The 26,611-nt window shown below is 46.3% G+C and carries 27 protein-coding genes and 3 pseudogenes; 10 read left to right on the forward strand and 20 right to left on the reverse strand.

Going from position 1 to position 26,611, the window contains the following annotated elements; all coding sequences use genetic code 11:
* The 6 genes and pseudogenes from BQ5809_RS05400 to mraZ all read right to left on the reverse strand — a co-directional run.
* A pseudogene (locus BQ5809_RS05400) lies at positions 1-268 on the reverse strand (hypothetical protein); the annotation flags it as partial.
* Between the two features lie 34 nt (positions 269-302).
* The gene (locus BQ5809_RS05405; protein WP_003787809.1) at positions 303-1,778 is read right to left on the reverse strand and encodes a UDP-N-acetylmuramoyl-L-alanyl-D-glutamate--2,6-diaminopimelate ligase; all 1,476 of its coding nucleotides are present in this window, start codon (positions 1,776-1,778) and stop codon (positions 303-305) included.
* A gap of 148 nt (positions 1,779-1,926) precedes the next feature.
* The gene (locus BQ5809_RS05410) at positions 1,927-3,672 is read right to left on the reverse strand and encodes a peptidoglycan D,D-transpeptidase FtsI family protein (protein ID WP_003790893.1); all 1,746 of its coding nucleotides are present in this window, start codon (positions 3,670-3,672) and stop codon (positions 1,927-1,929) included.
* Positions 3,673-3,732: 60 nt separating this feature from the next.
* Positions 3,733-3,993: a cell division protein FtsL gene (locus BQ5809_RS05415; RefSeq protein WP_003787815.1), complete on the reverse strand. Its 261-nt coding sequence runs from the start codon at positions 3,991-3,993 to the stop codon at positions 3,733-3,735.
* Between the two features lie 14 nt (positions 3,994-4,007).
* Positions 4,008-4,973: a 16S rRNA (cytosine(1402)-N(4))-methyltransferase RsmH gene (gene rsmH / locus BQ5809_RS05420; protein WP_003787818.1), complete on the reverse strand. Its 966-nt coding sequence runs from the start codon at positions 4,971-4,973 to the stop codon at positions 4,008-4,010.
* On the reverse strand, positions 4,970-5,440 hold the full coding sequence (gene mraZ / locus BQ5809_RS05425; protein WP_003787820.1) for a division/cell wall cluster transcriptional repressor MraZ: 471 nt from the start codon (positions 5,438-5,440) through the stop codon (positions 4,970-4,972). Before mraZ ends, rsmH begins: the two co-directional genes overlap by 4 nt.
* 309 nt (positions 5,441-5,749) lie before the next feature.
* On the opposite strand from mraZ, the gene BQ5809_RS05430 reads away from it, so the two are divergent.
* Positions 5,750-6,907, forward strand: a complete 1,158-nt coding sequence (locus tag BQ5809_RS05430) for a class I SAM-dependent methyltransferase (RefSeq protein WP_032827803.1) — start codon at positions 5,750-5,752, stop codon at positions 6,905-6,907.
* Positions 6,908-6,958: 51 nt separating this feature from the next.
* On the opposite strand, the gene rpoH is transcribed toward BQ5809_RS05430, so the two are convergent.
* The 6 genes from rpoH to infC all read right to left on the reverse strand — a co-directional run bounded on the left by rpoH (position 6,959) and on the right by infC (position 10,477).
* A complete protein-coding gene (gene rpoH / locus BQ5809_RS05435) occupies positions 6,959-7,822 on the reverse strand; it encodes an RNA polymerase sigma factor RpoH (protein WP_003787826.1) in 864 nt (287 codons plus the stop codon).
* A 137-nt stretch (positions 7,823-7,959) separates the two neighbouring features.
* On the reverse strand, positions 7,960-8,427 hold the full coding sequence (locus BQ5809_RS05440; protein ID WP_003787828.1) for a SixA phosphatase family protein: 468 nt from the start codon (positions 8,425-8,427) through the stop codon (positions 7,960-7,962).
* A gap of 9 nt (positions 8,428-8,436) precedes the next feature.
* Positions 8,437-9,165, reverse strand: coding sequence for a tRNA adenosine(34) deaminase TadA (tadA, locus tag BQ5809_RS05445; protein WP_032827804.1), 729 nt, complete (start codon positions 9,163-9,165; stop codon positions 8,437-8,439).
* Positions 9,166-9,234: 69 nt separating this feature from the next.
* The gene (gene rplT, locus BQ5809_RS05450) at positions 9,235-9,591 is read right to left on the reverse strand and encodes a 50S ribosomal protein L20 (protein WP_003787832.1); all 357 of its coding nucleotides are present in this window, start codon (positions 9,589-9,591) and stop codon (positions 9,235-9,237) included.
* 15 nt (positions 9,592-9,606) lie between these two features.
* Positions 9,607-9,804 (reverse strand): 50S ribosomal protein L35, encoded by a 198-nt coding sequence (gene rpmI / locus BQ5809_RS05455; protein ID WP_003787833.1) that lies wholly within the window; start codon positions 9,802-9,804, stop codon positions 9,607-9,609.
* A 151-nt stretch (positions 9,805-9,955) separates the two neighbouring features.
* Positions 9,956-10,477 (reverse strand): translation initiation factor IF-3, encoded by a 522-nt coding sequence (gene infC, locus BQ5809_RS05460; RefSeq protein WP_111694452.1) that lies wholly within the window; start codon positions 10,475-10,477, stop codon positions 9,956-9,958.
* Positions 10,478-10,805: 328 nt separating this feature from the next.
* On the opposite strand from infC, the gene pseF reads away from it, so the two are divergent.
* The 4 genes and pseudogenes from pseF (at position 10,806) to BQ5809_RS05480 (ending at position 14,298) form a co-directional block, all read left to right on the forward strand.
* Entirely contained in the window at positions 10,806-11,525 is a 720-nt protein-coding gene (gene pseF, locus BQ5809_RS05465; protein WP_003787837.1) for a pseudaminic acid cytidylyltransferase, read from the forward strand.
* Positions 11,526-11,529: 4 nt separating this feature from the next.
* Positions 11,530-12,048: an STM3941 family protein gene (locus BQ5809_RS05470; RefSeq protein WP_003790873.1), complete on the forward strand. Its 519-nt coding sequence runs from the start codon at positions 11,530-11,532 to the stop codon at positions 12,046-12,048.
* Between the two features lie 14 nt (positions 12,049-12,062).
* On the forward strand, positions 12,063-13,658 hold the full coding sequence (gene pseG / locus BQ5809_RS05475) for a UDP-2,4-diacetamido-2,4,6-trideoxy-beta-L-altropyranose hydrolase (protein ID WP_003787840.1): 1,596 nt from the start codon (positions 12,063-12,065) through the stop codon (positions 13,656-13,658).
* A gap of 50 nt (positions 13,659-13,708) precedes the next feature.
* Positions 13,709-14,298: pseudogene (locus tag BQ5809_RS05480) on the forward strand (transposase).
* A gap of 112 nt (positions 14,299-14,410) precedes the next feature.
* On the opposite strand, the gene BQ5809_RS05485 reads toward BQ5809_RS05480, so the two are convergent.
* A complete protein-coding gene (locus BQ5809_RS05485) occupies positions 14,411-16,723 on the reverse strand; it encodes a TonB-dependent receptor (RefSeq protein WP_003787845.1) in 2,313 nt (770 codons plus the stop codon).
* 121 nt (positions 16,724-16,844) lie between these two features.
* Here BQ5809_RS05485 and BQ5809_RS11550 point away from each other — a divergent pair.
* Positions 16,845-17,443, forward strand: a pseudogene (locus BQ5809_RS11550) (IS5 family transposase).
* 133 nt (positions 17,444-17,576) lie between these two features.
* Here BQ5809_RS11550 and murD read toward each other — a convergent pair.
* Together murD and BQ5809_RS05505 are read right to left on the reverse strand one after the other, a co-directional pair.
* Positions 17,577-18,908, reverse strand: coding sequence for a UDP-N-acetylmuramoyl-L-alanine--D-glutamate ligase (gene murD, locus BQ5809_RS05500; RefSeq protein WP_003787846.1), 1,332 nt, complete (start codon positions 18,906-18,908; stop codon positions 17,577-17,579).
* A gap of 13 nt (positions 18,909-18,921) precedes the next feature.
* Positions 18,922-19,752, reverse strand: a complete 831-nt coding sequence (locus BQ5809_RS05505) for a hypothetical protein (RefSeq protein ID WP_003787848.1) — start codon at positions 19,750-19,752, stop codon at positions 18,922-18,924.
* A gap of 272 nt (positions 19,753-20,024) precedes the next feature.
* On the opposite strand from BQ5809_RS05505, the gene BQ5809_RS05510 reads away from it, so the two are divergent.
* Complete coding sequence (locus BQ5809_RS05510; protein ID WP_231954137.1) at positions 20,025-20,390, forward strand: transposase; 366 nt, start codon at positions 20,025-20,027, stop codon at positions 20,388-20,390.
* 112 nt (positions 20,391-20,502) lie between these two features.
* Here the strand turns inward: BQ5809_RS05510 and speD are convergent, their stop codons facing one another.
* The 4 genes from speD to BQ5809_RS05530 form a co-directional block, all read right to left on the reverse strand.
* Positions 20,503-20,892 carry an adenosylmethionine decarboxylase gene (speD, locus tag BQ5809_RS05515; protein WP_003787852.1) on the reverse strand — a complete coding sequence of 130 codons (390 nt, stop codon included), beginning with the start codon at positions 20,890-20,892 and terminating at the stop codon, positions 20,503-20,505.
* A complete protein-coding gene (locus tag BQ5809_RS05520; RefSeq protein ID WP_003787854.1) occupies positions 20,889-22,559 on the reverse strand; it encodes a DUF4178 domain-containing protein in 1,671 nt (556 codons plus the stop codon). The genes speD and BQ5809_RS05520 overlap by 4 nt, the downstream gene beginning before the upstream one ends.
* 15 nt (positions 22,560-22,574) lie before the next feature.
* Positions 22,575-22,814 carry an NGO_0222 family membrane protein gene (locus tag BQ5809_RS05525; protein WP_003787856.1) on the reverse strand — a complete coding sequence of 80 codons (240 nt, stop codon included), beginning with the start codon at positions 22,812-22,814 and terminating at the stop codon, positions 22,575-22,577.
* Between the two features lie 65 nt (positions 22,815-22,879).
* Positions 22,880-23,248 carry a hemerythrin domain-containing protein gene (locus BQ5809_RS05530; protein WP_026036294.1) on the reverse strand — a complete coding sequence of 123 codons (369 nt, stop codon included), beginning with the start codon at positions 23,246-23,248 and terminating at the stop codon, positions 22,880-22,882.
* 118 nt (positions 23,249-23,366) lie between these two features.
* On the opposite strand from BQ5809_RS05530, the gene BQ5809_RS05535 reads away from it, so the two are divergent.
* The 3 genes from BQ5809_RS05535 to BQ5809_RS05545 all read left to right on the forward strand — a co-directional run bounded on the left by BQ5809_RS05535 (position 23,367) and on the right by BQ5809_RS05545 (position 26,429).
* Complete coding sequence (locus BQ5809_RS05535) at positions 23,367-23,810, forward strand: Rrf2 family transcriptional regulator (RefSeq protein WP_003787860.1); 444 nt, start codon at positions 23,367-23,369, stop codon at positions 23,808-23,810.
* 74 nt (positions 23,811-23,884) lie between these two features.
* On the forward strand, positions 23,885-24,823 hold the full coding sequence (hemC, locus tag BQ5809_RS05540; protein WP_003787862.1) for a hydroxymethylbilane synthase: 939 nt from the start codon (positions 23,885-23,887) through the stop codon (positions 24,821-24,823).
* A 202-nt stretch (positions 24,824-25,025) separates the two neighbouring features.
* Complete coding sequence (locus tag BQ5809_RS05545) at positions 25,026-26,429, forward strand: PepSY-associated TM helix domain-containing protein (RefSeq protein WP_003787863.1); 1,404 nt, start codon at positions 25,026-25,028, stop codon at positions 26,427-26,429.
* Here the strand turns inward: BQ5809_RS05545 and BQ5809_RS10965 are convergent.
* On the reverse strand, positions 26,394-26,611 hold a 218-nt coding region (locus BQ5809_RS10965), incomplete at its 5' end, for a hypothetical protein (protein WP_159429008.1). The two genes, BQ5809_RS05545 and BQ5809_RS10965, sit on opposite strands and share 36 nt — an antisense overlap.

A 26,611-nucleotide genomic window follows, 5' to 3' on the forward strand; every position in this document is an offset into this window, starting at 1 on the left:
CCTTTAAATCAAATAAATTTAAATTTTTATTTTCTAATAAATAAGACATATCTTTGTGCTTATGACCTTTCAAAAAAGAAATTGTCTGACAAAACATATCCTTTATATATTCAGGTTCTTTTTTTAAACTTTCCGCTTTTTCACCACAAAAATATTTTTTCATCTGTTCAAAATTAGAAATTTCTCTTTTTGAAAATACATCGTAATACGTTTTATACAAACCAACTAAAAATGCAAAAATTGGTATAAGTTTCAATAATGCTTCCATTTTCTTAATCTATCCTTTCAGGTCACCTGAAAAATCAACATTTCACCAACGCCAATTGAGCAATTTCAAAATCTGAAAAATGATGTTTCACGCCTTGCACGTCTTGGTAGGTTTCGTGTCCTTTTCCTGCAATCAAAACAATGTCTTGCGGTGCTGCTTGCGCGATGGTTTGCTCAATCGCAGTTTGTCTATCCACTTGCACCAAGGCAGCATTGGGTACGGTAGGCAAGATGTCAGCAATAATTGCGTTTGGGTCTTCCATGCGCGGATTGTCGCTGGTAACAACCACTTTGTCCGCGCCCTGTGCCGCCACCGCGCCCATTAACGGACGTTTGCCACGGTCGCGGTTGCCGCCGCAGCCAAACACGCACCAAAGCTGGCTTTCAGGCTGCTGAATTTCGCGCAAAGTGGACAATGCTTTTTCCAGCGCGTCAGGCGTGTGGGCGTAATCCACCACCACTAACGGCTTGTTTTCTCTGATAATACAATCCATGCGCCCTGTGGCTGCGCGGATTTGCGCCAATGCCTTTAAGGCTGCCTGAAACGCGTAACCTTCCGCGCACAATGCACCCAACGCGGCGGCAAAATTTTGTGCGTTGAATCGCCCCAGCAAGCGCGTTTGTACGCTGCCATTGCCCCAAGGTGTTTGCAAACCAATTTTCATGCCTTGCGTGTTCGCCACAAATTCTGTGATTTTGATGTCGGCGTGTTCGTTGAAACCGTAAGAATAAACGTGCAGGCTGCTTTGTTTTAATTCAGCAACCAATTTTGCGCCAAATTCATCATCGCTGTTGATAATCGCGTTTTGCAAGCCTTGCCAATGGAATAATCGCGCTTTTGCTTCACCGTATTCTTCCATGCTGTTGTGGTAGTCCAAATGGTCGCGCGTTAAATTTGTAAATATGGCGGTTTGGAATGGTACGCCATTTACGCGGAATTGGTGCAAGCCGTGGCTGGACACTTCCATGGCGATATGGCTCGCGCCCGATTGCTGGAATTGGCGCAACAAAGTTTGCACGGAAACAGGGTCGGGCGTGGTGTGCGTGGTTTCTTGCAATGCGCCCCAATAGCCATTCCCAACCGTGCCAATAATCGCGCAGGCAGATTTATTTTCCAAAATATCAATCGCTTGTGCCAACCATTGCGTGATTGACGTTTTGCCATTCGTGCCAGTTACGCCAATAATGTTCAGGCTGCCTGAAACATTTCCATAAACTGAATTCGCCAAAATCCCAGCGCGTTGGCGTAATTCCGCAATCGGCTGGTTGGGAATTTGCCAATTTTCATTCCACACAAAATCGCCGTCCGCGTCCCAATACACAAACGCTGCACCTTTTTCAATCGCGGATTGAATGTAATTGCGTCCGTCCGCGTATTCGCCTTGACACGCGATAAATACATCATTTGGTTGAATTTTTCGGCTGTCCGAATGCAGCGTTTGGCTGGCTGAAACGGTGTATTTTAATTCGGGTAATTCGGTATTTTTTGGGGTAGCGATTTTGCTAAACATTTTGTTAATCCTTTGTATTTTTATTTAAAATATGCTTTTCTATCAATATAATAAAGTGCAGGCTGCTTTTTTCTCCAAAACACAAAAGCAGCCTGCACAATGCAAAGACCCTTGCTACGCAAGCGCAGCAAAGGTCTGTTGTTATACATTATCGCTTGGCTGTTTGAGTGGTGGCTTCTGCTGGGGCGTAGGTTGGTTTCACGCCCATCAGTTTTAATCCACCTGCCATAATGCCGCGGAATACAGGACCTGCCACCGTGCCGCCATAATAACTACCACTTGGCTCATCAATCGTAACCGCTACAATCAATCGTGGATTTTTTGCAGGCGCAAAACCGACAAAACTAGAACGATATTTGCCTTCGTAGCGACCATTGACTACTTTTCGTGCTGTACCCGTTTTGCCTGCTACATCGTAGCCAGCCACTGCACCAGCCTGACCTGTGCCACCTTTTTGGGTAACACTAATCATCATTTCACGCATCAATCTTGCCGTTTCAGGTTTCAGAACTGGCTCGCCTTTGGGTGTATGGGCTTGCTTAAAAATTGTGGCTGGCATCAGATGTCCATCAGTGGTAAATATTGTATAGCCTTGTGCCAATTGCAATAAATTGGCTGTGATAGAGTAGCCATAAGACATAACCGCTTTATCCAAACGACTCCATTGTAGTGCCGCTTTCAGTGGGCTAACTTGTTCGCCTACCACGCCAGACTGCGTTTTACGTCCCAATCCAACAGATGAAAAGTAATCATACAAATCTTGATTTTCGTACATGGAAGCAATTTTGCTCACGCCAACATTAGAAGATTTTTGCAAAATACCTTCTGTATTCAATGACTTATAAGCATGAGAGTCGCGAATCATTTTATTAGCAACTTGATATGATTCGGTGTTAAACCAAGTATCACGTGTGATTTTGCCATCGTCCAAAGCCTTTGCCACAACAAAGGGCTTCATCACAGAACCAGGTTCTAATATCGCACCCACAGCAAAATTACGGCGATTTTCTTCGGGATATTGTTCGTAAAAATTGGCATCGTAATCAGGCAAACTGCTCATTGCCAACACTTCGCCTGTTTGCGCGTCCAAAACCACCGCACCGCCTGCTTTGGCATTGAATTGGGTCAAAGCAGCCTGCAACTGCTCGCGTGCCAAACGCTGCATCGGTTCATCTAGCGATAGGGTAATGGTCTGACCTGATTTGGCTGATATATTTTCTGGCGAATCAATCAGTTCTACTACATTTTGATGTCGGTCGCGCAACACAATTTGTTTGCCATCTGAACCTGTTAATTGTTCATTTTGGCTAAATTCCAAGCCTTCCAAACCTTTGCCATTGCTATTGGCAAAACCGACAATGTGCGAAAACAAATTGCCTGTTGGATAGGTGCGCTCGGAACGCTCTTCAAAACGCAAAGTAGGAATACGCAAAGCCTTTAATTTATCGGCTTCTTGCAAAGACAATTCGGTTTTAAATTGCACATATTGGCTGGTTGTATCTTTCAATTTGGTGCGTACTTCGGCTTCGGGTAATTTCAACAAATCCGCTAATTGAGCAAATTGTTGGTCAGAAATCACATTCCAATTAACTGCATCGCCTTTGCGTTTGGGTTCGTAAATCGCCTTTGGATTAAACGTTGCCACTTTCATATAACGGCTTACCGCTAAAAGTGTGCCGTTGCGGTCGGTAATCACACCGCGCAAAGCAGGCTCACGAATGCTGCGAACCACACGCGCTTCGCTACTGGAATTTAATTCATCGTGGTATTTGCTTTGAACCAAAAAACTATATCCCAGCAAAGTCGCAAATACGCCACCAATGCAGCAAAACAACAAAGACAAGCGTCCGCCACCTTGGGCAACCAAAGGTGTTTTTACTTCTTTCTGTGCCATGTAAGGCTTATGTTCATTACGAATTAGCATTTTTTCATCAAATATTTTAAATAGTTACATTCAATATTGCACCGATACAGTATCCTTTTCGGTTGGTTGGTGCATTTTCATCATTTCGGCTGCTTGTTCAATCGCACGGGCATCGGTTAAGCGACTTCGTTCATACGTCAATTCCGCTTTATCTTGATTCAAACGGATTTCTTCTTCTTGACCTTTGGCGTATAAATGCGTTTGGCGTTTAATCCCCAAACGTAAGTCGGTTACATACAAAGCCGACAAGGTTACTGCTATCAACAAAATACAATTTATTTTAGAAAACATTGTGTTGCCTTTGTTTACAAAGCAGCCTGCACATCAAACTGCCCAGTTGTGCGTTCTGCTACACGCAGCACCGCCGAACGGGCGCGTGGATTGTGTTGTACTTCCTGCACGCTGGCTTTGCTGGCTTTGCCAATTAACTGCAATGGCGGTTGTGGCAAATCTGCTTCCTTAATCGCAGCCCATTTTGGCAAAGGCGCGTGACTGCTGTGTTGGCGCATAAACTGCTTCACAATGCGGTCTTCCAACGAATGAAACGCAATCACCGCCAAACGTCCGCCCACATTTAACCGATTGACGACTTGCGGCAAGACTTGTTCCACTTCGTCCAATTCGCGGTTAATAAAGATGCGAATGGCTTGGAACGTACGCGTTGCGCGGTCTTGACCGCGTTCGCGACTACGGACGCATTGTGCCGTAATCGCCGCCAACTGGCGGGTTGTATTGATGGGACTTTCGCTGCGTTGCGCCACAATGGTGCGCGCAATCTGGCGACTAAACCGCTCTTCACCATAATTTTTGATTACCTCGTGTATTTCCTGTTCGCTAGCCACCGCCAGCCACTCTGCTGCCGATTGTCCGCGCGTGGTATCCATACGCATATCCAACGGTGCATCAAAACGAAAGCTAAATCCGCGTGAACCGTCATCAACTTGTGGCGATGAAATCCCCAAATCAAACAACGCGCCGTCAATTTTATCTAGCCCCAAATTGGTGCAGGCTGCTTCAAAAGTTGCAAAACCGTTATGTACCACGCTCACACGCGCATCTTGTTGCGCTAATTTTTGGGCGACTTCAATCGCTTGCGGGTCTTTATCAAACACAATCAAACGACCTTGTTCGCCCAGTTGCGACAAAATCAAGCGCGAATGCCCGCCACGTCCAAACGTACCATCGACATACACGCCATTGGGTTGAATATTGAGCGCAGCCACCGCTTCGTGCAGCAAAACCGTAATATGTTCAAAAGTTTGTGTATTCATAATTGCAAATCGGTTTGGCTCAAATCCAAGTTCAATTCATCTGGGTTAATGGACAACGCCGCTTCGGTTTCGGCTAATTTTTGTTCACGCCCCCACAATTCCAAACGATTCACGCGCCCAACCAAGGTTACGTCTTTATCAAAATTGACCAAGCGGCGTAAATTGGGTGGCAACAAAACCCGTCCTGCGCTGTCCATTTCCAACGTGTCGGCATTGTGCAGCAGCAAATTTTGGTATAGCTGCAAGTTTGGCTTGCCATTGGTGTTTAAATTCAATAATTTAAGTTCAACTTTTTCCCATTCGCATTCGGGGTAAAACAGCAAACGTTCGCGCTTGTCTAGCGTTGCCACCCATTTGGGCGAATCATCTTCGGCATAAAAATGGCGTGACAAAGCCTCGCGGAATTTGGCTGGGATTGCCAAACGTCCTTTCGGGTCTATGGTTAATTCATGTGTGCCACGAAACATTTTAATGCGCTACGGTTAGTTAAATATTTTGGAAAAGTGATACACTTTGCACCACTTCGCCCCACCACGCTGTACTATAAGCAAAAAAAAACGATTGGTCAAACCAACAACCAAGCGTAAGATTTCGGTTTTAAACAATAATTTTTAGGTTATTTGTCTCTTTTTTGATGTGCAGGCTGCTTTTTGCACCTACTTTTATCCACATCAACAAAAATTTTCAAATAAAACAAGCTGTGCAGAATGTTTGCACTAAAATTCGTCGCGTTTTATTTCTGCTTTTTGATTTATTTTTTTACAAATTTTAACTGTATGCAAAACATTCAAATCCCCACACTTTCCGCAGACGAGCAAGCTGCCAGCGAAGCCCTGCATCAAGTCATTGCCCAAGAAATTGCCGCGCAAAATGGCAGCATTCCGTTTTCGCGTTTTATGGAATTGGCGTTGTATGCACCGCGTTTGGGCTATTACACAGGCGGCGCACACAAAATTGGTGCAGGCGGTGATTTTATAACCGCACCCACACTTTCTCCTTTGTTTTCAAAAACTTTGTCCAAACAAATTCAAACGCTGTTGCCGCAAACCGCAGGCAATTTATACGAATTTGGTGCAGGAACAGGCGTATTGGCAGCGCAACTGCTCGCGCATTGTCAAAGCAGCCTGCAACATTATTATATTGTTGAATTGTCGCCCGATTTAGTCGCCAGACAGCGCGACTACATCGCCCAACACGCGCCCGATTTCTTGCACAAAGTTCGTTGGATTGGCGAATTACCCGACACGCTAGACGGCGTGTTATTGGGCAACGAAGTGTTGGACGCGATGCCAATCGAACGCATACGCCGCGCCGAAAATGGACAATGGCAACGCGCCTATGTTCAACATCAAAATAATGAATTTTTATTGGAATACAAAGAATTAGATAAGCAAGATATGGTGCAGGCTGCTTTGCAATATTTCCCCGAAATTGCGCCTTATACCAGCGAATTGCATTTGACCCAGCACGCTTTTATCACCACATTGGCGCAAAAATTGACACGTGGCGCGATGATTTGGATTGATTACGGTTTTAACGCGGCGCAGTATTACCACCCACAGAGGCAGGACGGCACGCTTATTGGGCATCACAAACACCACAGTATTCACGACCCGTTTTATTGCGTGGGCTTAACCGATTTGACCGCGCACGTTAATTTTAGTGATATTGCTGATGCAGGCTGCTCGGCTGGTTTGGATTTGATTGGCTATACCATTCAGGCTAATTTTTTGTTTAATTTGGGGATTTTGGATTATTTGGCGCAGGATTATCCGCAAACCGATAGCAAGGAATATGTGCAGGCTGCTTTTGCTGTGCAACAACTGACCGCGCAACACGAAATGGGCGAATTGTTTAAAGTGATGGCTTTTGGTAAACAGGTTGATGTGGATTGGCAGGGGTTTGTGTTTGGCGATATGTGCCACAAACTGTAATATGAAAAAAGCCCAAGAATCAACACGGCTCTTGGGCTTTTCTTATCTATTTTAATCAATCAAATCATCAGCTTGTTCAGCTAACAAGGCTTTGAGTTTTTGCATGGCTTTGACTTCAATTTGGCGAATGCGCTCGGCAGATACGCCGTATTCGGCTGCCAATTCGTGTAAAGTTAAAGCACCTTCGTCTTGCAACCAGCGCGTTTCCACAATGCGGCGACTACGCTCGTCCAACTGCGCCAAAGCAGCCTGCAAGCCATCGGTTTGCAAAGCATAGTGCGCTTTGCGTTCCAACTGCTGACTTGGTTCGTGGCTGGCATCGCTCAACCATTCTATTGGTGCAAATGCTGCATCGTCATCATCGTTGTTGTCTGCCAGCAAACCAATGTCGCGTCCCGTCATGCGCTGTTCCATTTCCATGACTTCGGACAATTTCACGCCCAAATCATCGGCAATACTTTGTGCTTCTTTGGGCGACAACGCGCTCAAACTGCTACGCATACTACGCAAATTAAAGAACAATTTACGCTGCGGTTTGGTCGTCGCCACGCGCACCAATCGCCAGTTACGCAAAATAAATTCGTGAATTTCTGCCTTAATCCAATGCACCGCAAACGAAAACAAACGCGCCCCGTGATTGGGCTCGTAGCGTTTAACGGCTTTCATCAAACCAATATTCCCTTCTTGAATCAAATCCGCCTGATTCAAACCGTAGCCATCGTAACCACGCGCAATCGATACCACCACGCGCAAATGCGATAAAATTAATTTTTTTGCCGCTTCCAAATCGCCCTTGATTTGGCGTTCTGCCAAACCCACTTCTTCTTCCAGCGACAACATCGGAATATTATTGACGGTGTGAATGTATTGCTCCAAGCTGCCATGACCGCTAGGAATGGGTAATGCGAAATTCATTCTTTTCCCTTTCTTCTTATCGTATTATTCGCGCCACATTGGGTGCGAAACGCAGTCAATTATACACATTTTTGACTTAAAAACCACAGTTTGTGTGTAAAAACACGCCAAGAAAACCGCAAAACGCTTGACAAATTTTAAATTTCAGCAGGTGCAAGCATCAAACGCAATTTAACAGGCGCAACGCCCAATTCACCTTGGCAATCAAACCACCAAAACGCCCCTTTTTTGACCGACCAATATGCCGTTGCGTTCCAATTTTGGTTGAGCAAATAAGCACATAAATCGCCAATCCAAGGTTGATGCCCCACCAACACCAAAGTTTGCACGCCCGATAATCGCGCTGCATTCAACTTTGCTAACATAGGCTGTACATCTTCATCAGGATTGAAAGCAGCCTGCACTTGCCAATCATGTTGCAAAAATGCCGCCGTTTGCTGGCTACGCACCGCTTCGGACACCCACAAATCGTAGTGTTCAGGCAAACGCTTGTGCAGTTCCGCCGCGATTTTTTTCGCCTGTTTGCGCCCTTTCGCAGTTAAAGCACGAACCAAATCTTGTTCGCCAATTTCGGCTTCGGCGTGTCGCCATAAAATCAGTTGCATCACGTTTTCCTATCTTTTTTGCTGACGGCGTTGCGCGAAAAATGCCTGTAACTGCTGCTGCGCTTCGGTTGCCATAATGCCACCTAAAACCGCTGTATGTTGATTTAATTGACTGTTTGTAAACAAGTTTATCACACTTCCAGCCGCACCTGTTTTCGGCTCGCTTGCCGCAAAAATCACGCGCCGTATTCGCGCTTGAATCATCGCGCTGGCACACATCGTACACGGCTCTAACGACACATACAAATCGCAATCCGCCAAACGATAATTGCCCAACGTCTTGCCAGCCAATGCCAGCGCATTCATTTCGGCATGACGACCGATGTCGCAATCCGCAATACAACGATTGTGCGCTTGTGCGATGATTTCGCCACGATGCACCACCACCGCGCCCACAGGTACTTCGCCACATTCCGCCGCCAAAGCAGCCTGCACCAAAGCAGCCTGCATCAATCGTTCCATTTCTGCTTGTGCTGGAAAAATCGCAACAGGCGGCGTTTGTTCCAATTTTTGTTGCCAATATTGCTTTTCTGGGTCACTCAAATCCGCCACCGTTTTGTGCAAACTAATGGCGACCAGTTGCCAAAAAACACTTTGCGTGACTGTTAGCCCTGTTTGTTTGAGCAACAAAAAAGCACGGCAAGGACAAGCAGCCTGCACATCTTCTGCGGTATGGATTTGCAAAGTTGCCAAAGTTTGTACCACTTTGGGCGCAAGTGGCGGTGTGGTTAATTTCATAGCACAACCCATATAAAAATAAGCAAGGAAACCCGAAATCCGAATTTCCTTGCTTGTTTAGATTAGCGATTAAGCCAAAGCTGCTTTTGCTTTTTCAACTAATTGAGCAAACGCTGCTTTATCAAATACTGCCAAATCAGCCAATACTTTGCGGTCTAATGCGATTGCAGCGCGTTTCAAACCGTTCATGAATTTACTGTATGACAAGCCATTTTGACGAGCACCCGCATTGATACGAGCAATCCACAACTGGCGGAACTGGCGCTTGCGTTGGCGACGGTCGCGGTACGCATATTGACCAGCTTTCATTACTGCTTGTTTAGCAATGCGATAGACATTTTTACGACGACCGCGGTAGCCTTTGGCTAACGCAATCACTTTTTTGTGACGAGCACGTGCGGTAACACCGCGTTTAACGCGTGGCATAGTTCAACTCCTTGATTAAGCGTAGGGCAACATTTTAGCAACAGAAGCCAAATCGCGTTCGTTCACCATAGAAGTGCCGCGCAATTGGCGTTTGTTTTTTGTGGTTTTTTTGGTCAAAATGTGACGTTTGAACGCATGAGCGCGTTTTACACCACCATTGCCCAAGACTTTAAAGCGTTTTTTCGCGCTAGACTTGGTTTTCATTTTAGGCATGGGATAACTCCATATACTTATTAGATAAGATTGTAGGCGATTGAATCACAAACTAAATCAATGCTTAAAAACCCACAACCACGGTTTTTCGCTGCTCAAATAAACGCTTTCCTAACGCAGCGTTGAATTAGGAAAGCGCGAAATTATACTGTTATTTTTTCTTGGGTGCAACCATCATCACCATTTGGCGACCTTCTAGCTTTGGAAATTGCTCCACTTGTCCTTCTTCGGCAAGTTCCGCCTTGATGCGCTCTAGCAACTGTGCGCCCAATTCCTGATGCGCCATTTCGCGTCCACGAAAGCGCAACGTGATTTTAACTTTGTCGCCATCGCCCAAAAATTCGCGGATTTTACGCATTTTGATGTTGTAATCGCCGTCATCTGTACCTGGGCGGAACTTGATTTCTTTGATTTGGACTTGCTTTTGCTTTTTCTTGGCTTCGTCGCGTTTTTTGGATTGTTCGTATTTGTATTTGCCGAAATCCATTAACTTACAAACAGGTGGTTTGGCGGTTGGGGAAATCTCAACCAAATCCACGTCTTGTTCTTCTGCCATTGCCAAGGCTTGCTTGATGCTGACTACGCCAAGTTGCTCGCCTTCGCCACTAATTAAACGCACTTCTTTGGCGGTGATTTCGCCGTTGATTCGTGCTTCGCGTTCTTGCTGTGCGATGATGAATGCTCCTATACAGGTTTATGAAATAACACGTCTCTGCGTTGTTTAACGTGCGGATTAAAATGGGCGCGATTTTACTCGCTTTCCAATAGACTGAAAAGTGGATAAGCCCTAAAATGCTGCAAATTGTCTGTTATAGTGAAATGAAATCGCAATAGTACGGTGTTGCCAACGTCCTTATGTGCTATTTGCACACGGCGGACGTTGTCGCCTTATCCTATTTTTATTTCATTTCACTATACATAATATAGTGCAGGCTGCTTTTTAAACCGTCTCATAAAGCAGCCTGCAAATTTATATTTTATTGATTTAAAAAATAAACATCATGACCTTATGCATTATCCCAGCGCGTGGCGGCAGCAAACGCATTCCGCGCAAAAACATCAAATTATTCAACGGCAAACCGATGATTGCCCACAGCATTCAAGCCGCGCAAAATTCAGGCTGCTTTGAGCAAATCATCGTGTCCACCGATGACGCGGAAATCGCCGACATCTCGCAACAATATGGCGCAACCGTGCCATTTACGCGTCCAGCCGAATTGTCGGACGATTTCGCTACAACAGGCGCGGTTGTCGTCCATGTAATTGATTTTATGCAGAAAAACGGCTGGAAAGGCGACAGCGCGTGTTGTTTGTACGCGACTGCGCCATTTGTGCAAGCCGATGATTTACAACGCGGTTTGCTTGCTTTGCGCGACAATCAGGCGGAATTTGCGTTTAGTGTAACCAGTTTTCCGTTTCCGATTCAACGCGCTTTGAAATTGGCAGAAAATGGCACGGTTTCCATGTTTTCGCCTGAAAATTTCGCGGTGCGCTCGCAAGATTTGCCCGAAGCGTGGCACGATGCTGGGCAATTTTATTGGGGAACGGCGATGGCTTGGTTGGCGCAAAAACCGATTTTCAATAGCCACAGCGTTGCGGTCAAATTGCCGCGTTATCGGGTGCAAGATATTGATACATTGGAAGATTGGACACGTGCAGAAATGATGTGGCATGTGTTGGCGGAATTTGGAAATGATTTTTCAGGCAGCCTGAAAGGATAAAACAATGAGTTATGACTATTCAAAAATTTATTTTGCCAAAAAAAGAAAATGGCTATGTTTAATCGGCTCTATCGTATTTGTCTTTCTCAGTATCCGCTATACCAAAGCTGCTATTTACAATGGTGATAACTTTCATGCAGTTATATTCCTTTTTGGTGTTGTTTTTTTTATCCTGTTGACCTTGGCTTGGTTACGCGAGATATTAAACAAGCAACCCAACATTGAAGTAACAGAACAAGGTATCGTCAATCGCAGCATGTATCAATACAACCAGTTGATTGAATGGCAAGATATTAATGCTTTTGAACTTCGCCATTATGGTCAATATATGATTATTGTTCACACCAAGCAGCCTGAAAAATATCTTGTTCAATTAAAAGCTATGCCCCATTTCATTGCCTATTTAAATAAAATGACATGCGGACAAACCATTTTTTTGGTTTTGGCGGGTTATGATGAACGCACAGCAACCATTTTCATGGATTATTTACAAGAACAATTAACGCAATTTCAGGCAGCCTGAAAGGTTACACAAACATGAAATTCCTAATCCGCACAGACGCTAGTTTACAAATCGGTAGCGGACACATCATGCGCTGCTTAACGCTCGCCAAAACCTTGCGCGAAAATGGGCATTTCGTGCAATTTATCACACGCGAACACGTTGGGCATTTGGCAGATTTTGTGCGCGAACAAGGCTTTGAATGCGTGTTGCTGCCTAAATTTTCAGGCAGCCTGCAAACCGAAAACGAACCCCAATTCCCCCATTCCGCATGGCTCGGCACAACGCAAGCGCAAGATATTGTCGATTGCGAACCGCACATTCGCGCCTTGTCGCCCGACTGGATTATCGCCGACCATTACGCGCTTTCCGCGATTTGGCAGACCGCCGCGAAAAATATTTGTGGCAGCAAAATCATGGTGATAGACGATTTACACGACCGCCCACATGCCGCCGATTTGCTGCTTGACCAAAACCACGCCCACACCGCGCAAGATTACGCCCACTTGCTGCCTGAAACCTGCCGCGTGTTGGCTGGCACACGATACGCGCTGTTGCGTGATGAATTTGCGACATTCTGCGAAACCAGTTTAGCGCGAAGAAAAACCGTTTCAGGCAGCCTGCAAACGCAAAATGTGTTAATCAATTTAGGCGGCGTAGACAAAGACAATTACACGCTATCTATATTGAAATCATTGAAAAAACAAAATTCAGGCAGCCTGAAAATTACCATAGTTATGGGCAAAACCGCGCCCCACATCAACAGCATTCGCCAATTCGCCGAAACCGCACCGTTTGAGTGCCAAGTGCTTGTAAACGCAAACAATATGGCGGAACTGATGGCGCAAGCCGATTGGGCGATTGGCGCGGCTGGCAGCACGTCTTGGGAGCGTTGCTGTTTGGGTTTGCCGACTTTGCTGCTGGTGATTGCCGACAATCAACGCACGATTGCCGAACAATTACAACAAGTTGGCGCGGCGATTTCGCTACACGCACAGGAAATTGACACGCCAAAATTTACCGAATGCGTGGCTTTTTTCAGGCAGCCTGAACATTTGGCGCAAATGTCGGAAAAAGCGGCGCGTTTGTGTGATGCGTTTGGCGCAAAACGTGTCGCGCAACACATTGAAGATTTAACGAAAAACGCGGATTTCGCCAACATTCGCCGCGCCACATTGGACGATTGTCGCCAAATTTTTGAATGGCGCAATCATGCCGATATTCGGAAATTTATGTTTAACACCGATGAATTGATTTGGGAAAATCACGCGGCTTGGTTTGCGAAACAGTTGGGCAATCCTGACTTTATCATGTTGATTTATCAAGTAAATGGTGTCGCGCAAGGTTATGTGAGTTTTACGCACCAATCAGACAATGCGTGGGAATGGGGTTTCTATCTCGCGCCAACGTGTTCGCGTGGACAAGGTTCACGCATGGGGCGGCTGGCTTTGGCATGGGCGTTTGCGGAATTGGGCACGGCGAAAATTATCGGGCAAGTTTTACCGCACAATATCGCTAGTTTGAAATTGCATGAGAAATTGGGATTTTTCAGGTCGCGCAGCACGTCCGAAGGGACGCAGCCTGAAAAAGATAATGTGGCGCAGTTTGAATTATCTTCGGATAATTTTTAGGGGCTGTCCTAGATAACTAGGAAAATTCAAATTAAGTTAGAATTATCCCTATGCGAAAAAGTCGTCTAAGTCAGTACAAACAAAATAAACTCATTGAGCTATTTGTTGCAGGTGTAACTGCAAGAACAGCAGCAGAGTTAGTAGGTGTTAATAAAAATACCGCAGCCTATTATTTTCATCGTTTACGATTACTTATTTATCAAAACAGTCCACATTTAGAAATGTTTGATGGCGAAGTAGAAGCAGATGAAAGTTATTTTGGTGGACAACGCAAAGGTAAACGCAGTCGTGGGGCTGCTGGAAAAGTCGCTGTATTCGGGCTCTTGAAGCGAAATGGCAAGATTTATACGGATTGTTATCGTAGCTATGATGTATTAGATGTAAGCGACAAAGCCATTTTAGCTTTGCTGAAACTTCGTTTTCGTATCAATCACAGTACACATTTTGCTGAACGACAAAACCATATCAATGGAATTGAGAACTTTTAGAATCAAGCAAAACGTCATTTACGCAAGTTTAACGGCATTCCCAAAGAGCATTTGAGCTGTATTTAAAGGAGTGCGAATGGCGTTTTAACAACAGTGAGATAAAAGTTCAAATTTCTATTTTAAAACAATTAGTAAAATCGAGTTTATTCTAGTTATCTAGGACAGCCCCTTTTTTAAAAATGATTTCAATGATTTGATATTTCATAACAGCGGTTTCAGGCAGCCTGAAAGTCGGGAAAATCCGTTTTCAGGCTGCCTGTTCGTTCAGAAACGGATATTCACGCCTGCGGTGAAGTTTCGTCCTGTTTGCGGAATGTAGGGCAGGAACGTGGCGTGGCGGTACACTTTTGCATTGAGCAGATTGTCCGCTTTGCCGTAAATTTTGTAGTCTAGACCTTTGTATTTGTTTTGATAAGACAAATCAGCATTCAACATATTATGCCCTTTGGTAGGTTGTTCCAGATAACTGGTTTTGTTTTGTGAGAACATGCGGTGGAAATCCAGCGAAGCTTGCCATTTGTCGTTGAAATTCATGTCCAAACGCATACCCAAACGCAAAGGCGGCAAACGTGGTGTCGGACGGTCTGGGTGTTCGCGCCATTTGGTTACGACTTCGTCCCACCAATCGTATTCCGCACCTGTTTTGGGAATATTGACCAATTTGCCGTTCACATAATCGCCGAATATGGTTAATTTGTATTTGGGATTGAAACGGTAACCCACAGCCGCCTCCAAGCCGTAAAAACGCGCTCCTGCCTGATAATAACGGTTTACTTGTAATGGAAACTCTTCGTCCAATGATTTGGGGCCGCGACCGTCATTCATAGTCAGCAGGTAAATGTAGTTGCTGAAACGGTTGTAATAGGCATTGACGTTGTAATCCCACTTGCTGCCTGAATATTTCACGCCGATTTCAAAATTATTGGAACGCTCTTTGGTCAAATCTTTGTTGCCCACTTCAAAAGAATTGGTGGCGATGTGTTTGCCGTGCGCGTACAGTTCCTGCGAATTGGGAATGCGCTCCAAATGCGAAGCTGTGATACTGAGCTGATGTTTGGGCGCAAAATACCAATTGTAGCTGGCAGCAAACGAATACGCTTTCTCTTTGTGCGGATTCAGATTGGGCAAGGGGAAATTAAATGAATTATTTTCCTTAATTAAATCAATATCATAATCAATAGTAATTTTTTGTTTTTCTGCGCGGAAACCCACTTCAAAACCGTGTTTGTCGCCTTGATATTGTTCAATGCCAAATAAGGCGGTCTGTGTGCTGCGGTTGTCGTGTAACAATTGCTGTGCGCCTTTGGGAGCAACTTGCGAAGCAGGCGAAAACGCGCTGCTTTTCTGCGTATTGTGCTGCACACCAAACATGCCTTGCCAGTTGCCAATTGGTTTGTGAACAAACTCCAAACGTGCATTATACCCTTTGTTTTTAAAGAAATTTTCCGTTGTTTTGCCGTCTTTTTCATCGTGGCGGTAATCGGTGTAGCTGATGCTGGTTCGCAGTAAATCAAAGCCTTTGAACGGCTGTTTCAATTCGCCGCGCAAGTCGTAGCGTTTGCTTTTCAGGTCGATCCACGCTCTGCCGTGTGTGTGGTCGTGCGCTTCATCGGCGTGTGATTCACCTGGAATATGCGTGTGATTCAGCGATAAACCCGGATTTTCAAAATCAATATCCGATTCGTCTGCCAAAAACGGATAATAACGCAAATAGCGTTTCATGATGCGGCGACTTTCCCACAAAATGTCTATGCTGTAATTGTCGTATTTGTGGGTGTGTGCAGGCAGCCCGTAACGGTCTTGGCGTTCGGAATACGCTGCGCCCAAGTAACCGCGTTCGCCCAACCACGAAAAGCCCAAACTGCCGTTGCGTGATTTTGCCCAAGTATCTGGCACGCGCTTATGTGTTTGACCGCCATAGGAAAAATACGGCACACGGTAATTATCTGCTTTTTGATACATGCCTTCGGCGTGGACGGCAAAATTCTTGCCCAAACCAAAAGTGATGCCGCCTGCCGTGAGTTTTTCCAAATTCGCACTGCTGACACGCGCACCGACTTCGCCTTCATAACCTTTTTCAGGCAGCTTAGTGGGGATTTTGTTGTCAATGACATTAACCACGCCTGCCGAATTGCCCGAGCTGTACAGCAAGGTTGGCGTACCGCGCAGCACTTCAATCTGTTTTGCCAAGATGCTGTCTACCATTACGGCGTGGTCGGGCGACATATTGGACATATCGCCTGTTTCGGCGTGATTGTGCAACACGCGAATGCGTTTGCCTTCCTGACCGCGAATAATCGGCGCACTCGCTCCAGCCCCAAACGAATTGGCGTGAATGCCCAATTCCTGGTTGAGGGCTTCGCCGATGGTACTGCCGCGCGAACGGAATTGTTCGCCTTTGATAACGCGGTCGCTGGTTTTGCGCCCTTTGAGCAGGTTGTCGCTGCGTGTCAGGCGTTTTTGTTTGACGGTTACGGTGGGTAAGGCTTGTTCGCTGATGTCATCGGCATAACCATATTGACTGATGAACATCAAAAAGAAAATAGAAGCAAGATTTTGATTTTTAATATAATTCATATTTAATGTGCAAATTTAGGCTCAAGAAAGTAAAAATGTTACAGTATATCATCAACAATCGTCAAGCACACGTTCAGGCAATCATAAGAACCTGTATTCACAAAAATGATAAAATATCTTTATGACTAGAAAATCCTACCCAACAGACTTAACAGATGCCCAATGGCAAGCGATTGAGCCACATTTTAACCAGCTACGCCACTACAAATGGGATAAACGTCAATTAGTGAATGCCGTTTTGTACATCACCAAAACAGGTTGCCAATGGCGTATGCTGCCCAATGATTTTCCACCTTATTCAACCGTATGGAGTTTCTATCGCAGAGCCAATCAATCAGGCTTATGGGATAGAATTCTTTTGGCATTGGTTCAAAAAAACGTTTAATCCATCAAAAACAAGCGATGCCAACTTATGCCATTATTGATTCACAAAGTGTCAAAACAGCTTCTAGCGCACATGATAAAGGTTTTGATGGAGGTAAAAAAATCAAAGGCCGTAAGCGACATATATCAGAGCAATTGGGTTTAACTGTTGAGATTTCAAAGAGAATTCAAGATATTTCTTGGCATATTCTGCCCAAACGTTGGATTGTAGAACGAACGTTTGCATAGTTAGGTTGGTCTCGACGTTTAGCAAAAGATTTTGAGCAGACGAATTTATCTGCTGAAAATTTTGTTAAACTAGGGCATGTTTCACAAATATTAAAATTTATCAAATAGTTGCTTGTGAATACAGGTTCTTAGTTTTTGGGATTGACTTGAGCGACAGTATCTACGGCTGCTACTAAACACAAACCACATAATTGCAGGCTGCTTTTTTATCATTCAAAGCAGACTGCACTTTTTTAACGCATCACAACGCATTCATTGCTTCAACAAACACTTCGGAACGGTGCGCGTAGTTTTTAAACATATCCATGCTGGCACAAGCGGGGCTCAACAGCACAATTTCGCCTGATTTCGCGGCGGAAAACGCTTGTTGTACCGCTTGGGGCAAGGTGTCGCAGAAAATCAAATCTACGCCGCAGCCGTCTAAATCTTGGGCGATTTGGGGTGCGTCCACGCCAATCAAAAATACCGCGCCTGCTTTGCCTTGCAATACATCGCGCAGGGGCGTGAAATTTTGCCCTTTGCCCATGCCGCCTGCAATCAGCCAAATTTTTTCGCGCAAACCTGCAATCGCGGCAACGGTTGCGCCCACGTTTGTGCCTTTGCTGTCGTCAATAAACACCACGCCATTTTTTTCGCCCACTTTTTCTACGCGATGGGGCAAGCCTTTAAAAGTTTGGACATGGCACAACAGGGTTTCGCGTTCCATGCCAATGCTTTCGCACAATGCCAACGCTGCCAACACATTGGCGGCATTGTGGCTGCCTTGCAATGGAATCGCGTTTTGTGGCAACAGGTTATCTTGGCGATGTTTGAGCTGCGCTGTGGCTGCGTCCAAATGGTAATCTTGCGATTGAGTCAGCGAAAAATAATGCACGGTGCGGTGGTCGCGTTTCATGGCGCGACAAAATACGTCGTCTGCATTCAGCACTTGCACGGTGTCGCCGTGGAAAATGCGGTCTTTGGCGTGGGCGTAGTCCAATAAATCGTCATAACGGTCTAGGTGGTCTTCGGAAATATTCAGGCAAGTGGCGGCGGTGGCGTTCAGGCAATCGGTGGTTTCTAGCTGGAAGCTGGATAGTTCCAGCACCCACACATCGGCTGGCTTGCCTCGTCGCTCCAACCACGCTTCCAACACGGGCGTGCCGATGTTGCCTGCGATAACAGTGTCCAAACCGCTTTGTTGGCACAAATGTCCAACCAAGCTGGTGGTGGTGGTTTTGCCGTTGCTGCCTGTGATGGCGATGATTTTGTCGGGCTGACCGCGCAATAAATCCGCCAAAATAGCGACATCGCCCACCACTTTGCCGCCGCGCTGTTCAAACGCGACAATGGCTGGCTGGCGGCGTGTGATGCCTGGGCTTAACACCAGCACATCGTAATCACGCAAAGCAGCCTGCAAATCGCCCGAATGCAAGGGGAATTGGGGAAATTTTTCGGTTAGATTGGCGCGTTGGGTATCGGAAAGTTTGGCATCGTAGCCTGCGGCTTGTACACCAATGTGGGCGCAATATGCCAAAACCGACAAGCCTGTTCCGCCCAGCCCTGCTACCAATACTTTTTTGTTTTTTAACATTTTTTACTCCTGTTTAGGGTTTGTCTGCATCGGGTGCAGGCTGCACACCTTGTTTGACTTCATGCGATAAAACGCGCGATTCGCCTGTTGGTGCAGCATAATAGTCTTTTAAAATGGCATCAACCGCGTCTTCATTTGGCTTGGCACGGGTTTCTGTTTCGTCCGTAGCAGTCGGCATACGGTTGTCGTTGTTGGCGATTTCTGGGGCTTGATTGTTGTCTGCGTTGGCAATATTGGGCAATTCGCTCAACCACACATTTTTGCTGTTTTGTGGATAGCCAATATCGGGCAGATTCATATCACTCACGGCAATGATTTGCACCAAAGCTTTTTTGTTTTGCGCCAACAAAGCAGCCTGCAACCAATCGGGATTGCCCAAATGCACGGTTGCTACGGTTTCTTCTGCAATCGGCAACGCGCTCTCCAATTTAATTGGTAGCGATTTAATCGTGCCTAATACCGTTTTTTTGTCGTCTGCATAAATCGTTACTTTGATATGCACCGCCCCGATGTCAAATTTGGCTTGATTGTGCAATTTAATTTGCAAATTCAAACCGTTGTCCTGCTGAATCAATGTACCTTGCTGTATTAGCGTATCTTTGCCATTGCTTGGGTTGATTTCGGGTTCGCTCGCCCTACTGTATTCAAATGCAGGCGCAGATGCTTGATTCATGCGCCAATCGGTTTGCGGCAAAGGCACGGGCTGCGCCACATTGTCTTTGATATTGGCAGCACTTTGTTCGGCAATTTGAATGAACTGCCAACCCACGTAGCCCATCACGCCGCATAAAACCACGCCCACGAACCATGCTGCTTTGTGTATTTTTTGTTTAGACCATACCATAAGACTATCGCTTTCTTTGCATTTGAACGGCGCATATTGTAAACAAAATCAAAGCAGCCTGCACTTTTTGTAAACTCAAAAGTGCAGGCTGAAACCTTATATATTGCCCGAAGTTCAAAGGGCAGAGAGCGAATCAAAGCGTGGGTACAACATGATAACATAGTTTACATCACAACCCGAAGACATCGTTTACATTCCATTCAGTAAACTCTCATCAACATACCAACATGAATGATGAAAGTAGCACAATGCCTTGGAATAAAACGAATATCATGCAACAACGTACCCTGTTTATCAAAGCATGTATTCATGAATACAATCATGAACCTTCTCACGAAGGGATTGACCGTCAAACACCTGCGCAATGCTACACACACTCGACACGTTTATATACGGGCAAGATAGAGCCTTATGATTACGGTGATGGTGTTCATCTGCGCCAAGTAAAAGGCAGTGGTGAAATTAAATGGCAAGGTAAAACTTACTATTTAAGCCAAGTGTTAGCGCATGAGGCAGTAGCCTTTGTTCCTTATGCTGATGGTGTTTGGCATATTTTTTATCGTTTCCATTTTCTCGGTCAGTTTGATGAGCGAGAAGGGAAGTTACAACCTGCAATGAACTGGCATGCTAAACCTTGAAGGTGTAAACGATGTCCTTAGGGAAAAATGTAAACTATGTTTATGTTGCACACGCTGAATATTCAAAATTTTCACAATAAACAAGCTAATAAATTTGTGTAGATACCTATGGTTACAATTCAACCAAAGCAGCCTGCACTTTTTGCACGATTTGTTCGCCACGCGCATATTGCGTCCACACAACCCGTTCTGCCGCCAAAGCAGCCTGCAATACGGCAATGGCTGGCTGTGGATTGAGTTCGCCACACACAAAAATATCTGCCGCTGCAAAACGGTGTTCTGCCCAAGTGTGAATGCTGATGTGCGATTCCGCCAGCAACAACACGCCTGTTACGCCGCCACCTGCGCCAAAATGATGAAAATGGTCAAACAAAATGGTTGCGCCCACGCTTTGTGCGGCTTGATGTAAAGCGCGTTGCAGGCTGCTTGGTTGGCACAAAATTGCGGCATCGCAATCATACAAATCCAGCAAACCGTGTTGTCCGGGGAAATATGCTGTCATTTGTGTCCGCCCGAAAAACCACCGCCACTTGTGCCTGTGCCGATGTAGCTGCGTGAACCGTTGCCATTGTCGTTGCTGGTGGAATAATTCATAAAAGTTGCGCCTAAAATCACAATGGTAGCAAAAATCAAATACATCGGTTTGGACATGGTTTGATCCTCATTTAATCCAGCCATAGAGTACAAAATCCAAATCGCAATGCTCGATATGAACAACACGCTAAACACATCATCGGTTGTCCACAAGGCTGGCAAATTGATGAGTACAAACACGGCAATCGTGTACCACACCGTGCTGGGTTCTACTTTGTCCGCTTCCATTTTGGCGGTGTATTGCGTGGTTTGTACTTTTAATCCAAAGGCTTGGGCAATGGTGCGATAAGTCATCGGTGTACTTTTGCTCCATGCCAATTCGCTGTTGGAAATTTCGGCGGAGAGTTTGCCGTTGCCCACGCGGTAGTCGCGGTATAGCTGTACATCGCCTTTGCGGATATGCCAGTAAAACGCGCCTGCTGCAAAGGCAACTTGTCCGCCATAATCGTATAAAAATGCTGCACCTTGTGGTTCGCCGTGTGCGTTTAGGCGCGGAAAAGCAGCCTGCGTTTGCGATAAGCTCCATTCGCCGTCCGATGTTTCTACCAGCCATGCAAAGCCGTGTTGCATGGAATACAACAAATATTCGCGCCACCAACCTTGTGGCACTACGCCTAATTGGGGCGTGTTTTCCAATGCCAAGCGGGCATCAACCGCGTTGATTTCTACGCGATACACCGCGCCAATCACGGTATAGCGAATGCCGTTTAACGTGCCTTGTTGCCCCAATGGCAAAGGCAGCGCGTCTTCTTGGGCAAGGCGCATGGAGTTTGCCGAATGCAGTTCTGCTTTGCCACTACTCAAATCCCAATCGCTGCCACAGCTGGCGCAAATAACGGTGTGGGTTATACCGCGTACCCAGTGCATCGGCGCACCGCAGTTACCGCATTGTTCTGCGGCTCGTGTGCCGCGCAGGCTGCCTGCACTTTGGCGGATTTGTTCATCGGTGCGCGTGTTGGCAAGCGATAAATCGGCAAGCGCAACGGTGCGTCCAACAAAGCATTGTGGCGGTTCGCTGCCGTAGTCCAAAGTCATAAATTGCTCTTCGCAACGGAAATCGGCAACTCGATTGTGCATTTTGTTTGGCACGACAAACGGCAATTCGCCTTGCACCGCTGCTTGGTCTAGCACGATTTGGCGGACATCGCTGGCAATGAAGCGTTTGCTGTGGCTAATTGTGGTTTCGGCAGCGCGAATACTGGCAAATTCGGGAATGGAATTGGGCGGCAACACGGCAAACAGCAACACATACAAATCGCCTGCTTCCGACAACCAACCGTGCGAACCGTCATCAAACAAGGCATACCATTCGTTCCACACGCCTGCATCGTATTGCGCTTGCAAACGCCCAATCAGCGTGAAGCCGCGATTGGCGTATTTGCCTGTTGTGCCAATTTGCAGTGGCGAAAAGTCTTGCAACAAAGTACTGTCGCGCCCTGTGTCGTGCAGGCTGCTGTCTTGGCGCACGAGCATACTGTTGCAATAGCTGCACACCACCGTAACGGCAGTAGCAGAATGCGTGTGTATGGGTGCGCCACAACTAGGGCAGCTGGTGTGGAATAGGGCTTCAGACATGGCGAGCTTTCAAATTTATTTAGACGGCTGTTGCTGATTTTGGGCGATTTGAGCGGCTTTGTCTCGTGCCATTTGTCGTACATACAACGCCAAGCAAGCGATTTGCCCAAACGCTGCACCAAAGGCAAACAAAAACGCCGCAATACCATATTGCTTGCTTTGGATAGACAACAAATAGCTGCCTGCACCAATCAGCGCAATAAACAGTAGTGAAAATAAGACAGTTAAAATCAAAAAACTTTGACGGCGAGTCATGTTGGATTCTTTCAAAAAAGTGCAGGCTGCTTTGTCGGGTTGGAGACACCGACCTACGTTGCGCGTTATTCTGCTGGCAACACCGTATCTTGTATCACATTAAACAATTCGCGTTCTTCAAAACGTGCATGGTCGCGCAACAATGTCGCAAATTCGGTATTCCAATCGGCATGATTAAATTGCGCGGTGGCATACAAATGGCGCAGTTGAGCGTGTTCCTGCTCAAAGCGTTGGCGCAAATCGGGGCGATTTAATTTGTCCCACAACGGCGCAAACAGCGTTTCTTCTTCGGCAAAATGTGCTTCCAAGTCCACAAAATGCGCGGTAATGTCTTGCTGATGATTGGCAGCAGGGTCGCGCAAAATGCGTACGCACAACGCCAAAGTGTGATGATGTTCCTGCGAAAGTTTGATTAAAAGCGAATGTCGTTTCATTTTTTGCTCATCTTTCTTGTTGTTTGTTTTAATTGGGTATATAGTGCCAGCGTAATAAAACTCCATTGCAGGCTGCTTTTTTAGCACTAGCCTTATTTTAACCTACAAGACCACTATCATGCACCTAACTCAACAAACCGACTACGCCTTGCGCGTTTTGATTTACGCTGCCATCAACGATGACGGCTTGGTTAATATCGCCGAAATCGCCAAAGTGTATAACATTTCCAAAAGCCATTTAATGAAAGTTGTAACCGCGCTGGTTAAAGGCGGTTTTTTGTATAGTATTCGCGGCAAAGGCGGCGGCTTGCGCTTGGGTAAACCTACTGCCGAAATCAATGTGGGCGAAGTGGTGCGCTTAATGGAGCCGCTCACCATTGTCGAATGTTTTGGCGACCGCAACGAATGTCTTATTTCGCCACATTGTCGTTTGGCTGGTATTTTGAATTCGGGTTTAAAAGTCTTTTTGAGCCATTTGGATAAATATACGCTGGCAGATTTAATTAACAGTGATACGCAAAAAATGCTGTATCGCATCGAAATCGACAAAAACGCTAGTTGAGCCAACTACAAGCAGCCTGCACATCGTGATAAACTTGCAGGCTGCTTTTTTTGATTGATTTAGGAAAAAACATCATGACCGCACCGAAAAAACTCACTATTGCCAGCCGCGAAAGTGCGTTAGCCATGTGGCAGGCTCGCCATATTCAAGCGCAGTTGCAAGCGCTGTATCCCGATTGCCAAATTGACATTTTGGGCATGACCACGCAAGGCGACCAAATTTTAGACAAAACCCTGTCCAAAATTGGCGGCAAAGGTTTGTTTATCAAAGAACTGGAAACCGCATTACAAGAAAATCGCGCCGATTTAGCCGTGCACTCCATCAAAGATGTACCAATGGATTTGCCCGAAGGCTTTGCATTGGTGGCGATTGGCGAACGTGCCAACCCGTTTGACGCATTCGTGTCCAACCAATACGCGCGATTGGAAGACTTGCCACAAGGCGCAATCGTAGGGACATCTAGCCTGCGTCGAGAAGCGCAACTTCGCGCCCGTTTTCCGCATTTGAACATCAAGCCCTTGCGTGGCAATGTGCAAACGCGCTTGGCAAAATTGGACAACGGCGATTATGACGCGATTATCCTTGCCGCCGCAGGTTTGGAACGCTTGGAGCTGCACGAGCGCATTCGTAGCGTGTTGTCGCCAGCCGATAGTTTGCCAGCCGCGGGGCAGGGCGCGTTGGGAATTGAAATTGCCGCGCATCGTGCCGATTTAGTGCAAACACTGTTGCCACTCAATCACGCCAAAACCGCCGCTTGCGTTACCGCAGAACGGGCTTTGGCTCGTGCTTTGGGCGGTAGTTGTCAAGTGCCGTTGGCAGCGTATTGTACCGCAGACGACAACGGCGTTTTAACGCTGCACGGTTTGGTGGCGCACCCAGATGGTTCGGTTATGCTGACCGTGCAAGCACAAGCCCCAGCCGAATATGCCGATGCACTGGGTCGCGCCGTAGCCAAAAAATTGGCGGACGATGGCGCAAAAGATGTGATTGCCGATGTGTTGGCAAATGCGTAAATAAACAATATAAATTAAAGTGCAGGCTGCTTTTGAAATCCACAAATAGCAGCCTGCACTTTTTTCGTTTGATTTAAATTAAACGCCGTGCATTTAATCCACATAATTAAGCCTATCCATTTTGATAATATTTAACGCTTGTTGTTATAATGTTGCTTTTTGTTAAGATATAACTTAAACGATTATTTTAGGAACAATCGCTATGGCAGAATCGGCAAACACTTCAAGTAACAGCCAGCGTTATTTAACGCTATGGCGTTGGCATTTTTACACAGGCATTTTGATTGCGCCGTTTTTGATGTTGCTGGCGGCAACAGGCTTGGCAATGATTTTATTCGCCCACACAAGCGGCAGAGACGGCGAACGCATTACCGTCCCCGTGTTGCAAACAGTCAAACCGCTATCAGAACAAGCGCAAATGGCATTGGATACGGTGGACAAAGATTCTGGCATGGTGGTGCAATACATCGCGCCACGAGCGGCAGATATGGTGGCGGTGTTCCGCGTAAACAATGGCGAGGGCAAAGCAACCATGGTGGCGATTGACCCATACACCGCCCAAGTGGTCAAAACCTATCCGCGCAACCAAGATTGGTATCACTTGATGGACGAAATCCACGGCGATATTTTGTTGGGCAAAACAGGCGATTATTTGCTGGAAACAGCCGCTGCCTTAACCGTGCTGATGATTTTATCGGGCTGGTATTTATGGTGGTGTTCGCGCCAACGCAGCGTACCGAAAATGCTCGGCACAGGCAAATTGGGGCAGGGGCGTTCGGTTTGGCGCGGTTTGCATGGCGTGTTTGGTAGCTATATTTCGTTGATGTTATTGCTGTTTTGTTTGTCGGGCATGGCTTGGGCAGGCATTTGGGGCGGCAAAGTGGTGCAAGCGTGGTCGGCACAATTTCCTGCTGGCAAATGGGGCATTGAGCCAATCCCTAAATCCGCACCGTTGCACAGCGAATTGAACGATGGCAAAACCAAAGAAATCCCATGGGTGCTGGAATTAACGCCCATGCCTGTGTCTGGCACTACTTTGGGCAAAGACGGCATTGCGCCAGACGTGCCCATGACGCTGGAAACGGTGGACAGATTTGCGCGCGAAAGCGGTTTTGTGGGGCGTTATCAACTGTATTTCCCCAAAGGCGAAACAGGTGTATGGACGCTGAACCAAGATTCCATGAGCTATGACAGCCCCAGCCCAACCGCCGATCGCACCATGCACATAGACAAATACAGCGGCAAAGTGTTGGCAGACATCAAATTTGACGACTACCCTTGGTTTGGACAATTTATGGCAGCCAGCATTGCCTTTCACATGGGAACAATGGGCTGGTGGAGCGTAGCGTTGAATGTCGTATTCTGCTTGCTAGTCATTTTTATGTGTGTGAGCGGCTATATCATGTGGTGGAAACGCCGCCCAACTGGCGCAGCATTGTGTCCGCCAGCGCAAGGACACGATTTGCCAACATGGAAAACCGCAGCCATCGTTTTGCTGATTGTTGCCGCGATTTTCCCGACTGCTTTGGTGGCAATTGCAGTCATAGCTTTACTGGATTGGCTGTTGATTTCACGCGTGGGCGCGTTGAAGAAATGGTTTAAATAAGCGATAACAAAGTGCAGGCTGCTTTTTCACGGTTTGTTTGTGTAGAAAAGCAGCCTGCACATTGTTATTTTCATTTACATGATTAAGAGAGAGCATAGCGTTGAGTCGCTCTACCTGTGCTGTGTTGAGTTTACCGAATTCCAATTTCCAAGAAGTTGAAAAATAAAAGTTGTGGAAAAACA

The organism is Kingella kingae ATCC 23330, from assembly GCF_900111845.1.
Classification (GTDB): Bacteria; Pseudomonadota; Gammaproteobacteria; order Burkholderiales; family Neisseriaceae; genus Kingella; species Kingella kingae.